Origin of the sequence: Marinomonas lutimaris, assembly GCF_019426345.1 — a bacterium.
Taxonomy (GTDB): domain Bacteria; phylum Pseudomonadota; class Gammaproteobacteria; order Pseudomonadales; family Marinomonadaceae; genus Marinomonas; species Marinomonas lutimaris.
Window position 1 is genome coordinate 58,699 of record NZ_JAHLLW010000020.1, and the last position, 13,624, is coordinate 72,322.

Below are 13,624 nucleotides of genomic sequence, written 5' to 3' on the forward strand. Positions count from 1 at the left end.
CTATAAAAACAAGGAGAACTATCATGTCAGAGCAAGCCAAAAATAAACCGTATATTGTGTCGTTAGATCAGGGAACCACCTCTTCTCGAGCGATTATTTTTGATCATAACGCCAACATCGTGGCGACGTCTCAGCGTGAGTTTAGTCAATACTTTCCTCAGTCTGGTTGGGTGGAACATGATCCAATGGAAATTTGGTCTAGCCAAAGTTCGGTATTAGCCGAAGTACTTGCTAAGACAGGGATTCAACCGGACCAGTTAGCGGCAATTGGTATTACCAACCAGCGTGAAACAGCTATTGTTTGGGACAAAAAAACAGGGCGTCCTATTTATAATGCAATTGTTTGGCAGTGTCGTCGTACTGCGGCTATTTGTGATGAGCTGAAAGCTCGTGGTTTGGAGGATTATGTACGCGAAAATACGGGTTTGGTCATTGATGCGTATTTTTCGGGTACTAAGGTAAAATGGATTCTCGACAATGTGGAAGGTGCTCGTGAAAAAGCGGACAACGGTGAGTTGTTGTTTGGCACAGTGGATTCTTGGTTGATCTGGAATATGACGCGTGGGCGTGTGCACGTCACCGATTATACTAATGCGTCTCGTACTATGTTGTTCAATATCAAAACCCTAGAATGGGATAAGCGAATGCTGGAAGAACTTGGCATTCCTGAGTCCATGTTGCCAGAAGTGAAAGGCTCCAGCGAAATCTATGGTGATACAAACATTGGCGGTAAAGATGGCACGCGTGTGCCAATCGCAGGAATTGCAGGGGATCAACAATCGGCTTTGTTTGGGCAGCTCTGTGTAAAAGAAGGTATGGCGAAAAATACCTACGGTACAGGCTGTTTCTTGTTGATGAATACTGGCACAAAACCAGTTCAATCTCATCATGGTCTAATCACGACTTTGGCTGTTGGTGCAAAGGGTGAAGTGAATTACGCATTGGAAGGCTCTGTTTTTATGGGGGGAGCGACGATCCAATGGTTGCGTGATGAGCTGGGTATTATTCGCGATGCACAAGATACCGATTACTTCGCTGCGAAGGTAGCAGACAGCAATGGTGTGTATTTGGTGCCTGCCTTCGTTGGTATGGGGGCGCCATATTGGGACCCGCATGCGCGAGGTGTTATGGTGGGGCTAACGCGTGGTACGAACCGTAATCATATTATTCGCGCTGCGCTGGAGTCGGTGGCATTTCAAAGTCGTGATTTGGTCGATGCTATGAAGCAGGATTCTGGTATGGATTTGCTTACTCTAAAAGTGGATGGCGGCGCTGTTGCTAACGATTTCTTGATGCAATTCCAAGCAGACATTATAGGTACTCATGTAGAGCGGCCTAAATTGACCGAAACGACGGCACTTGGTGCCGCGATATTGGCAGGGTTAGCGGTTGTTTTTTGGGATTCTATCGACGATATTAAAGAGCATGCAAAAATTGATAAAACGTTTGAACCTACTATGCAGGATGCCGAACGTGCTAGGCGTTATAAAGGTTGGCAAAAGGCCGTGTCTCGCTCATTAAAATGGGCTGAGGAAGATGGTGAAGAGTAAGCTGGTGTTTTTCTAAAGGCAGAGTTTATTGATTCTGTCTATGAAAATAGGCCATGTATTTTAATGCGGTAGAGAATTAAAAAATTAAAAGCGAGTATGTTTTTGCATACTCGCTTTTTTTAGCTGGGTGCTTCTTGGTCTTGTGATTGCTCATAAAAAATAATTTTTTTGAAGTGCACAAAAATCCAAGTCATTTATCAATGAAGCTGGCATGATATTTTGATCAGATTAATTGCCATATCAACGAGCTAAATAAGGAGTGATTTAATGAAGGTTGCGTTTACTAGTGACAATATTGCCGGCGCGTCAGATTCCGTTTTTAAAGCCATGCTGGAAGCCGCGCAAGGTGATGCCATGCCGTACGGTAATGATGATGGCACGGCGCAAGTTACGCGTATGTTGTCGGAGCTTTTCGAGTGTGATGTGGATGTGTTTTTGGTTTCTACTGGGACGGCTGCGAATTCGTTAAGTGTGAGTGCTTTTACTCCGCCTTGGGGCAGTGTGTTGTGCCACTCTGAAAGTCATTTGTTGAATGATGAATGTACTGCGCCTGAGTTTTATACCAGTGGTGCGCGTTTTGTTGGTATTGGTGGCGCTGATGCCAAGATGGATCCTGTTCAGCTACAAAAATTGGTCAATCAAAAAATCGGAGATGTGCATTCATGCCAGCCTTCGGTGATCAGTTTGTCACAAGTCACCGAAGTCGGCAGTGTGTATTCGTTAGATGAAATACACGCCATTACGAGTGTGGCGAAATCGGTTAACTTGCCTGTTCATATGGATGGTGCGCGTTTTGCCAATGCTTTGCTTGCTTTAGGTTGTACGCCAGCGGAAATGACGTGGAAAGCGGGCGTGGATATTTTGTCTTTTGGCGCGACAAAAAATGGCGTTATGGCATCTGAAGCCATTGTGGTATTTAAACAGTCTCTTGAAGAGAAAGGGATTTCAAGTGATAGAGTGTCTAAAGAGCTGGGTTATCGTCGTAAACGCGGTGGGCATTTGCATTCAAAAATGCGTTTGTTGTCTTCACAGATGATTGCTTACTTAACGGATGATTTGTGGCGTACCAATGCGACTCATGCCAACGCTATGATGGCGCTGTTACAAGATGGTTTGAAAACCGTTCCGGGTGTAAAAATTAATACACCAGCTCAGGCGAATATGTTGTTTTGTACCTTGCCCTTGTCAATGATTGACCACCTGCAAACTGAAGGTTTTGGTTTTTACGGCGGTCGTTGGGAAGAAGGTGTGATTCGATTGGTGACGTCTTTTAGAACACCAAAAGAGGGTGTTGAAGCCTTTGTTGAAAGTGCGAGACGTTTTGCAACCGTGCAATAAAGAGTTTGATTAAGAGCGGTAGCTTGACGGCGCAACGCCAAAGGCTTGCTTAAACGCTCGATTGAAATGGCTTTGATCATAAAAACCGACATCTGCAGCGATGTCGGTGATCATGGCATTGGTTTTGGCTAATTGTGCGCAAGCTCGTTCTAGTCTTAAGCGCATTAGCCATGCATGTGGCGCGAGTCCGGTTTGCTTTTGGAAACGTCGAATAAATTGAAAGCGAGTTAATTCGCATATTTCTGCTAGGTTATTCAAAGAGATTTTGCTGGATAAGTTGGCTTCGCAGTAATCTCGAACACTTTGTATTTGTTGATTCGTTAGACCTGCGTTTTCTTGGATCAATGGTTTTTTCTCTGCCGCAAACAGTAAGTTTGAAAGCGCGTTCGCCCATAACGTATCTTTGTGGAGTTGGCTGGCGTATTGGCTTGGATCAAAAGCTTGAGCAAGTTGTAAAAACGAACTGTTGTGTGTGGGCTGATTGATTATCGATGGGGCAAGCTGAAGATTGGTTTCTCTGTCTTGGCTGTCTAGCAGCGCAGCTTGCATTAATTCTATGGGAACTCGAAAAGTTTTTAAATGTCTCATAGTACTATCTCGACCGTAGCCGTCGTGAACTTCGCCCGGTGGCATTAGGCAAATTTCTCCAGGAACTAAATCTAGCGTTTGATGCTGAACTTTTTGATGCTGAGTGCCTTGGGTAACAAGTCCTATGTGGTAATCCAAGTGATAATGCGGCTGAAAGTGAAACTTTGTGAGTGTCGCTGCACTGATGACTAGGCCTGGCAGCTCTTCAATATGTTGGTAGCGAAAGGATTCAGTGCTCGACATCGTGCAAAGGTCTCATGGCTTCTTTGGATAATCTCGTATTGTTGGTGACTTTTGCTTCCCAACAGTGCTTACTATGGTAGCGATAAATTTGTCGTTCCGCTTGTATTTTTGTGCGTGGTGATTCATAACAGCGTGGAAAGAAAATAAGTCGGGTGTGTTTTGAAAACTTAAGGATTCATTGTTATGGAAGAGTTACTTAGCTATATATTGAGCGTTCAGACTTTGGTGCTTGTGCTGGTGGTTGTGCTGCTAAAAACCTCGATCAAGTTTGTGCCACAAAATCAGGCATACGTTATTGAGCGTTTTGGTAAGTATCAATCAACAAAAGAGGCTGGGTTGAATTTCATCTTTCCTTTTATTGATCGTATTTCTGCCGATCGTACGTTAAAAGAGCAGGCCGTTGATGTGCCTGAGCAAAGCGCTATTACCAAGGATAATATTTCTTTGCGTGTCGATGGCGTATTGTATTTCCGTGTATTAGATCCTTATAAAGCAACTTATGGCGTAGAAAATTATGTCTTCGCCGTGACTCAGTTGGCGCAAACTACTATGCGTTCTGAGTTAGGTAAAATGGAATTGGATAAAACATTTGAAGAGCGTGATGTGCTCAACACCAATATTGTGGCGTCGATCAATGATGCAGCAGGTCCTTGGGGTATTCAGGTGTTGCGTTATGAAATAAAAGATATTGTTCCACCACAATCTGTGATGGAAGCAATGGAAGCCCAAATGAAAGCGGAACGTGTTAAGCGTGCGCAGATTTTGGAATCGGAAGGGGATCGTCAAGCTGCGATTAACCGTGCCGAAGGTCAAAAAGCGTCTGTGGTTTTGGCGGCAGAAGCAGATAAAGAAGAGCAAGTGTTGCGCGCAGAAGGTGAGGCGAAAGCTATCGTTGCTGTGGCATCGGCTCAAGCAGAAGCCCTTCGTCAGGTTGGTGAAGCTGCGGCGACCGAAGAAGGTCAAAAAGCCATTCAGCTTGATCTTGCAAGCAAGGCAATCGAAGCTAAGCGCGCGATTGCCAAAGAATCGTCTGTGGTCTTGTTGCCAGATGGCGCAACTGAAGCGTCTGCTGTGGTTGCTCAAGCTATGACGATTATTCAGAAAATGACGAAAGGGAGCTAGGTATGGATATCATTGCCAATAATCTGGCCCAAAGCTTGTTTATTGTTGGTTTGATTCTATTGGTCATCGAAGTGGCGGTACTAGGTTTTTCTACCTTTGTGCTGTTCTTCGTTGGCTTGGCTGCGATGGCGACCGGTGCTTTAGTTTATGTTGGGGTATTGCCGAATAGTTTGTTGAGCGCTTCTTTAAGCACTGGCGTGATGACCATATTGGCCACGTTAATATTGTGGAAGCCGCTTAAACGCATGCAATCTAAGGTGAGCACCAAAAAAACTAAAAGCGAATTTTCCGATCACCAGTTCTATTTGAAAGAGTCTGTGTCGCCAACTCAGTCTCCTAAATACCACTATTCTGGCGTGGAATGGTCTTTGGTGAGTGATGAATTCATTGAAGCTGGCACGAAAGTGGAAGTGACTGAAGCGGAGGTGGGTAAATTGCACATCAAAGCGATTAGCACTAAGTAAACGGCTTTAGATCCTGATAAAAGAAACGCCAAGTGTGTCGGTTGTAGCGCCGAACATGCTTGGTGTTTTTTTATGGCTTTGGGTGGGAGGCAAAAGCCAGCATTCAGTGATAGACTTGCTTTTAACGTGGATAGGAGTGATGCATATGTCTGACGCATTAAAAACCGTACTGGATAATATGGAGCTATTAACGCCTAGTGAAAAAGCTTTGGCAGCTCATTGTCTTTTGTCTTCTCTTGAAGGTGAGCCGAGTAATGATGTTGAGTCGGCTTGGTTAGCATTAGCAGAAAATCGCAGCAATGCTTTGTTATCTGGCGATGTAAAGGCAGTACGCTGGGAGGATATTAAGGCGCAAGTTGTAAAATAAGATGCTGAATTTAACCTTTCACCCAGATGTCAGTCAGGAAATTAAATCTTCTTATGATTGGTATCAACTTCAAGCCAAAGGGCTTGGTGATGATTTTATGAAAGAGCTTGAATCTGCATTCAAAACCATTCTGGCGCTTCCTCGAACTTGGCACCAATTTCGGTGCAAATCATCATAGATTTTTATTATCTCGTTTTCCTTTCTCTGTCATTTATCAAGTACATTCAGATAACCTTTATGTGGTTGCCATCATGCATAACAGTAAAAATCCGGGTTATTGGTTGAAAGAGGTTAATTGGTGTTTTCTGCACTGGTGATTTTTTGCGGCAACCAGAATGAAATAACACTGGTAAGTATAAGAAAACCGCAAGACACCCAAAGACAGGCAGTTAGCCCAAAATCTTGATAAATCCAACCCGATAGCATCGTGCCAATGAGCCGCCCCATGGCATTAGCCATGTAGTAAAAGCCCACATCTAAGGAGACGCCATCTTCGCTAGCATAGTGAACAATTAAATAGCTATGCAAGGATGAATTGATAGCAAACACCACGCCGAATATTATGAGTCCGCTCAATAGAATCCATAACGTCTGATCGGCGTTTTCTAAGCCAATCGCGATGGTCGCTGGAATAGCTGTTAGTAATATGGCCCAGAATTTGGCTTGTGTGCCGGTTGGTGCTTGTTGCTTTGTTTTTCCTGTGAGGTGTGGTGCAAGGCTTTGGACAACACCATAGCCGATGACCCACAAGGCGAGGAAGCTGCCTACACGCCAATGATCCCAATCAAATTGGCTGGATAAATACACTGGCACAGCAATGACAAACCATACATCCCGAGCGCCGAACAGAAAGAGGCGAGCCGCCGATAGAATGTTGATTTCAGTGCTCTTGGAAAACATTTGTGAAAATTTCGGTTTGTTCTTCGACTTGCCTAAATCCTCTCGAAGTAGATACAAACTGGCAAGCCAAACGATAGCAAGGGCAATCGCCATGGCTAAGATGGCATTATGAAAACCAATAGCGCTGAGTAGAAAACCGCCAAGGAAAAATCCCACGCCTTTGAGGGCATTTTTCGAGCCGGTTAGTAGAGCGACCCATTTGTATAAAGTGCCGCTGGCGTTTTTGGGAACGAGTGTTTTGATGGCACTTTTGGCACTCATTTTGTTGAGATCTTTGGCAATGCCGGATAAAGCTTGTGCCGCCATCACCCAAGGAATAGTTAAAAAGCTGGTGGGCAATAAGAGCATAGATAAAGCGATGACTTGCATGGCGAGGCCAATGTTCATGGTGCGATTGAGTCCCCATTTTGCCCCAAGCCAGCCACCAAAAAGATTGGTAATGACGCCAAAAAATTCGTAAAACAAGAAGAGCAAAGCAATGTCTAATGCGCCATATCCAAGCTGGTAGAAATACAACACGACCAGCATGCGCAACGCGCCGTCAGTCAGAGTGAAACTCCAGTAATTACCCGTGACGATAAGGTACTGACGAACGCTTTTTGGTAATTGTGACAGCATGGGGTGTTTTCGCTTTGCTCTGTTGTTTGTATTAGATCGCTTTGTCTAGCTTGCCGACTTTGCGCACCAATTCGGCTGTACGATTTGCGTAACCCCATTCGTTGTCGTACCAAACGTAGAGTTTTACTTGTGTCCCATTAATCACCATGGTGCTGAGTGCATCGATGATGCAAGAGCGTGGATCGGTACGGTAATCAATCGATACTAATGGGCGAACTTCGTAGCCAAGAATGTTTTTTAATTCGCCTTCGCTGGCGGTTTTGAGTAGTTGATTGATTTCTTCTTCTGACGTTGGGCGTTTCATTTCAAACACGCAATCAGTTAAAGAGGTGTTGGTCAAAGGCACGCGCACAGCGTGGCCGTTTAGCTTGCCTTTTAGTGCTGGAAAGATATGTGTGATGGCAGTTGCGGAGCCTGTGGTGGTTGGAATCAAACTGCTGCCACAAGAACGAGCACGGCGTAGATCTTTGTGTGGCGCATCGATGATGGTTTGTGTGTTGGTGATGCTATGAATCGTGGTCATAGAGCCATGTTTGATGCCTATGGCATCTTGTAAGACTTTGACGACTGGGGCGAGTGAGTTGGTGGTACAAGACGCTGCGGTGATGATAGGGTGCAAGCTTGGATCATAATCGCCATCGTTAACGCCCATGACGATATTCAGCACGCCATCTTCTTTCACTGGTGCGGTTACCACGACGCGCTTTACACCTTGGTCTAAATAAGCTTGCAGAGCAGCTTTGGTTTTCATTACGCCAGTCGCTTCAATCACCACGTCGCACTGTGACCAGTCCGTTTCTGCAATCGTACGATTTTGTGTACAAGTAATGGTTTTGCCATTCACAATGATATTGTTGCTTTCGCTGCTTGCCTCGTTGTGCCAGCGACCATGAACAGAGTCGAAGTTAACCAAGTGAGCAAGTGTGGCTGCATCGCCTTTTAGATCGTTGATTTGCACAAACTCTATATCGTCCCAGTCAAAAGCTGCGCGAAAAGAAAGTCGTCCCATACGGCCAAAGCCGTTTATTCCTACTTTAATAGTCATTGTGTTGTCTCAAATACATGATGAAAATTGGATGGTTAGCAGCAAGTTCCAGTACGTTTTGGCCTGCCGCCCATGGTTTCGAGCTGATCTATGTTGTCTTTTAGCCACAAAATTTGGTTGTCTAGTGTGGTTTGTAAGACACTCTTCGCCCAATTGGGCAGTTCTGGATGTAATTGATAAAACACCCATTGTCCTTGTCTTCGATCACTCAAAACACCATTTTTTCGTAGCTGGGCAAGGTGGCGAGATATTTTAGGTTGCGTTTCATTTAGTGCTTCGGTGAGTTCGCAAACGCACAGTTCTTGATATTGAGTAATGAGTAATAGGCTTCGCAATCGGGTGTCATCGGCGAGCGCTTTGTAGAAATGATCGGGCTTCATTGTAAAAAACACATCAGTTAATGTTGATGGAAGTATATGTGGAAAAACGTATATATGCAAAATCGTATATTCTAATTGTTAAACATTTAACAAAAAGTTCATCTATGGTTTGGGCTGACAATAGAAAAGTCGAAGGCAATAAAAAGGGCGAGTTCCGAGGAAGTCGCCCTTGATAGATATTGTTTGATGGATATTGCTTGATGAGTATTGTTTGATCGAAATTGAATGCTCTAACGCAAAATCAAAAGTGGAATATCGCTCTCGATTATCATCTTGCTAGTGTTGCTACCAACGAAGAATTGGCGAACTTTAGAGTGAGCATACGCGCCCATCGCCATAAGTTCGATCTGGTTCTCTTCACGGTATTGAGTCAGCACAGGGTAAATCTTCCCCGGAATGATGGATGCCGTGACGTCAAAGCCTTCTTCTTCAAGTTTGCGATGTGCTTCTTCTAGTTTCAGACGTCTTTCTGGTGTTGCTTCGCCAGCCATGACTAGGTGGCAAGGTAGGCCAAGCAATAACGGACTTTGGGCTATACGTACTATGGCGTTGTCCGCGGCTTCTCGGCCATCGTAAGCAATCATAAAGTTGGTCGGTGCTTTAAATTGGCCAACACTAATTAATATTGGTCGATGCAATGTTCGAGCGACTCGCTCAATATGAGAGCCAATGGTGTGGGCGCTTTGAGTATGGCCGCTGCCACAACGACCCACGACGATAAGGCGGGTTTCTTCCTCAAGGTCGAGGAGGTTTTCCACTAAATCGCCATGACGCTGCAGCAATTCGATTTGCTTGGCGCCAGCCTTATGAGCAAATTCTTTGGCGTTTTCGAGCACCAGCTTGCCATGCTCTAAGGCTAATTTGGCGCGTTTAGCATCAAGGGCAACGAGTTCTTCTAGTAAGTGCTCTCGGCTACCTAAGCCGATTGAACCAGAAAGATCTTCATCGGTTCTCGCCGCTTCTTTTTCCAAGGAGTGCATCAAGGTTAATGGCGAACCCATTTGCTTGGCCGCCCACACTGATGCTGTGGTGACACACTCAGATAGAGAAGAACCATCGATACAAGCTATTATATTAGTCATGTTGCACTCCTTGTTGTTATTCTAGGGTGTTTTAGTGGCCACCCATTACTTTTTCGACTTCTTCAGGGTTGTTGTGAACCCCAAATTTATCGACGACTGTCGCACTGGCTTCGTTCATTCCTACCAGCCCAACCTCAGCACCTTCGCGACGGAATTTAATCACGACCTTATCCAAAGCGGATACGGCTGTGATGTCCCAGAAATGTGCATCAGTTAAATCAATCGTAACTCTTTCAACCGCTTCTTTAAAATCAAAAGACGCGTTAAATTGATCTGACGATGCAAAAAACACTTGTCCGATGACTTTATAAGTACGATGACCTGTTTGTTCACCTTGTTCGTTTTTCACCACCATAAAACGGCCGATTTTGTGAGCAAAGAACAAAGATGCCAACAACACACCGACAAAAACACCGATTGCTAAATTATGTGTGGCAACCACAATAGAAACGGTCGCCAACATTACAATATTAGTCGATAACGGATGTTTTTTCAGGTTGATGATAGATTCCCAAGAGAAAGTACCAATCGATACCATGATCATCACGGCAACCAAAGCAGCCATTGGGATTTGACTAATCAGATCGTCCAAGAAAACCACCATGATCAACAATAAGAAACCTGCGATAAAAGTGGAAAGACGACCACGACCACCGGATTTTACGTTAATGACAGATTGTCCGATCATGGCGCACCCCGCCATGCCGCCCAAAAGACCAGAAGCTATGTTAGCAACCCCTTGACCTTTACACTCGCGGTTCTTGTCACTGCCTGTATCAGTGAATTCATCAACAATGGTTGCTGTCATCATGGATTCCAGCAAACCGACGACAGCAAGACCAAGTGAGTAAGGCAAAATGATCATTAGGGTTTCTAGGTTTAACGGTACGTCTGGCCAAAGGAAGACAGGTAGGGTATCTGGTAGTTCACCCATATCGCCAACGGTACGAATATCTAAGCCATAAACCATTGCAAAGGCAGTCAGTACGACGATACATACTAATGGTGAAGGAAGTGCTTTGCCTATGACAGGAAGCAATGGGAATAGATAAATAATACCCAAGCCAGCGGCCGTCATCGCGTATACATGCCAAGTGACATTGGTTAGTTCCGGCAGCTGCGCCATAAAAATCAAAATGGCTAAGGCGTTAACAAACCCTGTTACGACGGACCGCGAGACAAATCTCATTAATGCGCCGAGCTTTAAATACCCCGCTATTATCTGGAAAACACCTGTTAATAGCGTGGCTGCAAGTAAGTACTCTAAACCATGCTCTTTTACCAAGGTAACCATTAATAGCGCCATCGCACCTGTGGCAGCAGAGATCATCCCAGGGCGACCGCCTACAAATGAGATCACCACAGCAATACAAAAAGAGGCATACAAGCCTACTTTAGGGTCAACGCCTGCGATGATCGAAAAAGCAATTGCCTCTGGAATCAAAGCAAGAGCAACTACAGTACCAGCGAGAGAATCGCCTTTAATGTTTGAGAACCAGTCCCGTTTTATCGTATCGATCATGTATTACCTTCTGAATAAATTAGAGCAAATAGCTGTAGCCGCTAGTTTATTAGCGGTTTGCTTTATAGGTTTTTTATCTTGTTAGCCGTTTTTATAAAAATATGTTCGGAATATTAGGCCATGATTAGGGGTATGCGAAACACTCCCATAAAGGCTCATAGAATGAGTCCTAGAGACTCTGAAATAGGCATCGTGCAGCGTTTGACCCTTAAGTGCTTAAGATCTGTGCCCGAAAGAGCAGAAATTATAAAGAGTTGATTTATGCATAGCAATGACAATGAGGTAGAAGGAGTGCGGTATTTAGGGAGGAAGGTAAAAAAGAACCAAAAAAGGATAGAAAATGTTAAAAAAGTGGACTGACTGTACCAAGGTACAATAGCGACCTTGTCTTTTATCCCCTATCTTGAGAGTAATTATAGAACTATTACGACTTACTTTTAGTCTTCTTTTTTAGGGAAAGTATCATGAGCGACAGTCAACCACCATTTGCAACACTAGGCAACGCGATCGGCTTTATCACTAAGTTAACCGGCTCCGTGACTATCCAATCTATTGATGGCCAAGAGCGTGTGGTGAAAATCGGCGACCCGATTTTCTTCGGCGAGACTGTCGTGACAGGGAAGAATAGTTCAGTGACGATCGCCTTTGTCGATGGTACTGAAGTGGTGATTGGTGGCGACTCTGCTGTCGAAATGACGGACGAAATATACAACACAGGCGATAACGCAGATCTTGTTGCTGACTCTTCTACTGATGTTGATGCGTTACAAGACGCCATCTTAGCGGGTGATGACCCTACCTTAATTCAAGAAGCTCCGGCAGCGGGCGAACTTACAGGTGAGCAGCAACGCGTTGATGTCGATATTGATCGAAACGACAATACGGCACTTCCTACCTTTGGTAATGATACGTTCAATGCACTGCCAACGTTTGGTAATGACACAAATAACGGCAACGGTGGGCAAACCACACAACCTCAAAATCCGACGCCTTCCACTTCGGATAGAACGACTCCTGCTGCAGTTAGTGCGCCAGCAGTTGCAGGTACCGTTACAGTTAATCCAATTACCGCAGATGATGTTGTCAATGAAGCCGAAGCAAGTGGCACGATTACTGTAACGGGTACAGCTACTGGTGGTGATATTTCACAGGGTGACCCAGTTGTATTGGTGATCAATGGTGTTACTTACACGACAGTAGTTAGCGCAATTGGGACTTGGTCTGTTGGGGTAGCTGGCGCAGATTTGGCAGCAGATACAGCATTTGATGCGGTTGTAACATCCAGTAATAGCTCTGGAAATACAGTTCAGAGCACAGGCTCATCGACTCATACGGTTGATGTTTCTGCGGATGCTACGATTACTATCGATCCTATCACTGACGACAATGTCATTAATTCTAATGAAGCTTCAAGCACTGTCAATATAACAGGTACTGTAGCAGGAGATGCTGCAATAGGTGATACGGTCACTTTAACTGTAAATGGTCAAAATTATACAGGTTCAGTCGTTAACTCGACGGTGACTGGGTCGACTGTTTTGGTTTATAGCATTGAAGTGAATGGATCTGATTTGGCAGCAGATAGTAGCATCGTTGCTAGTGTTACTGGCTCAGATGAATTTGGAAATAGCTTCACTGCTAATGCTGTGGGAAATTATGATGTTGATACAAATGTAATCGTTAGCATCGATGATAATGGAACAACACAAGAAGGAGATGATGCTCAATTTATTATATCTTTAAGTCAAGCGCCTGGAAGTGATGTCACAATTCGACTAACAACTTCTTTTGAAACGGCGAGTGCTGATGATATTGGCGCGATGGGAGTTAGTTACGTTGATAGCAATGGCGATACTCAATCATTAACTGTTAGCTCCGATGGTTCTGTGACAATACCAGCAGGTGTAACTAGTTTAAATGTTACTGTGCCAACGATTGTAGATGGTATCCAAGAAAGTAATGAAAACTTTTCGGTAAGAGTTATTGGTGTTGATGGCGTTATAGGTAATGACATAGCGACAACAACCATCATAGATAATGATAATGCTCCTGTTGTTAATAATATAACTTCTGCAGTGAATGCGGATGGCGACGCGGTGGATGAAGGCGAAGGCGCCGTCTTTACTATAAGTCTAAGTAATGCAAGCAGTAGTGCGACGACCTACGATTTTAGCTTGACGAACGGCACAGCGGGCAGCGACGACTACGACACAGACCTGTTGAACGTGACGTTCAGCGGTGGTGTCACTTACGATGCGGACAGTGGCAAGATCACAGTCCCAGCGGGCGTGACCGAGTTCACGGCGACGGTCGCGACGACCGATGACAATATCTATGAAGCAAATGAAGTATTTACACTTACGGTTGGTGGTCAGACGGGGACTGCTACAATTATAGATAACGAA

Annotated in this window: 13 protein-coding genes; 7 read left to right on the plus strand and 6 right to left on the minus strand. The window is 44.6% G+C overall.

Going from position 1 to position 13,624, the window contains the following annotated elements; genetic code table 11:
• Nucleotides 1-23 precede the first annotated feature (23 nt).
• Both glpK and KPL72_RS17900 read left to right on the plus strand, forming a co-directional pair.
• Nucleotides 24-1,550, plus strand: a complete 1,527-nt coding sequence (gene glpK / locus KPL72_RS17895) for a glycerol kinase GlpK (RefSeq protein ID WP_219703951.1) — start codon at nt 24-26, stop codon at nt 1,548-1,550.
• A 267-nt stretch (nt 1,551-1,817) separates the two neighbouring features.
• Nucleotides 1,818-2,888, plus strand: a complete 1,071-nt coding sequence (locus KPL72_RS17900; protein WP_219703952.1) for a threonine aldolase family protein — start codon at nt 1,818-1,820, stop codon at nt 2,886-2,888.
• A 9-nt stretch (nt 2,889-2,897) separates the two neighbouring features.
• Here the strand turns inward: KPL72_RS17900 and KPL72_RS17905 are convergent, their stop codons facing one another.
• Nucleotides 2,898-3,719, minus strand: coding sequence for an AraC family transcriptional regulator (locus KPL72_RS17905; RefSeq protein ID WP_219703953.1), 822 nt, complete (start codon nt 3,717-3,719; stop codon nt 2,898-2,900).
• 183 nt (nt 3,720-3,902) lie between these two features.
• Here KPL72_RS17905 and KPL72_RS17910 point away from each other — a divergent pair, with 183 nt between their 5' ends.
• The 4 genes from KPL72_RS17910 to KPL72_RS17925 all read left to right on the plus strand — a co-directional run bounded on the left by KPL72_RS17910 (nt 3,903) and on the right by KPL72_RS17925 (nt 5,850).
• Nucleotides 3,903-4,841, plus strand: coding sequence for an SPFH domain-containing protein (locus KPL72_RS17910; protein ID WP_169460147.1), 939 nt, complete (start codon nt 3,903-3,905; stop codon nt 4,839-4,841).
• A gap of 2 nt (nt 4,842-4,843) precedes the next feature.
• On the plus strand, nt 4,844-5,305 hold the full coding sequence (locus tag KPL72_RS17915) for an NfeD family protein (protein ID WP_219703954.1): 462 nt from the start codon (nt 4,844-4,846) through the stop codon (nt 5,303-5,305).
• A 145-nt stretch (nt 5,306-5,450) separates the two neighbouring features.
• Nucleotides 5,451-5,672 (plus strand): addiction module protein, encoded by a 222-nt coding sequence (locus tag KPL72_RS17920; RefSeq protein ID WP_219703955.1) that lies wholly within the window; start codon nt 5,451-5,453, stop codon nt 5,670-5,672.
• A gap of 1 nt (nt 5,673) precedes the next feature.
• On the plus strand, nt 5,674-5,850 hold the full coding sequence (locus KPL72_RS17925; RefSeq protein WP_219703956.1) for a hypothetical protein: 177 nt from the start codon (nt 5,674-5,676) through the stop codon (nt 5,848-5,850).
• Nucleotides 5,851-5,963: 113 nt separating this feature from the next.
• Here the strand turns inward: KPL72_RS17925 and arsJ are convergent, their stop codons facing one another.
• From arsJ to KPL72_RS17950, 5 genes are all read right to left on the minus strand, one after another.
• A complete protein-coding gene (gene arsJ / locus KPL72_RS17930; protein WP_219703957.1) occupies nt 5,964-7,190 on the minus strand; it encodes an organoarsenical effux MFS transporter ArsJ in 1,227 nt (408 codons plus the stop codon).
• 31 nt (nt 7,191-7,221) lie between these two features.
• Nucleotides 7,222-8,235, minus strand: a complete 1,014-nt coding sequence (locus KPL72_RS17935) for an ArsJ-associated glyceraldehyde-3-phosphate dehydrogenase (RefSeq protein ID WP_219703958.1) — start codon at nt 8,233-8,235, stop codon at nt 7,222-7,224.
• Nucleotides 8,236-8,270: 35 nt separating this feature from the next.
• A complete protein-coding gene (locus KPL72_RS17940) occupies nt 8,271-8,615 on the minus strand; it encodes a metalloregulator ArsR/SmtB family transcription factor (protein WP_012069554.1) in 345 nt (114 codons plus the stop codon).
• A 230-nt stretch (nt 8,616-8,845) separates the two neighbouring features.
• On the minus strand, nt 8,846-9,697 hold the full coding sequence (locus KPL72_RS17945; RefSeq protein ID WP_219703959.1) for a universal stress protein: 852 nt from the start codon (nt 9,695-9,697) through the stop codon (nt 8,846-8,848).
• A gap of 31 nt (nt 9,698-9,728) precedes the next feature.
• A complete protein-coding gene (locus tag KPL72_RS17950) occupies nt 9,729-11,219 on the minus strand; it encodes a SulP family inorganic anion transporter (RefSeq protein WP_219703960.1) in 1,491 nt (496 codons plus the stop codon).
• A gap of 464 nt (nt 11,220-11,683) precedes the next feature.
• Here KPL72_RS17950 and KPL72_RS17955 point away from each other — a divergent pair.
• Nucleotides 11,684-13,624: retention module-containing protein (locus KPL72_RS17955; RefSeq protein WP_219703961.1), on the plus strand; the 1,941-nt coding region annotated here is incomplete at its 3' end.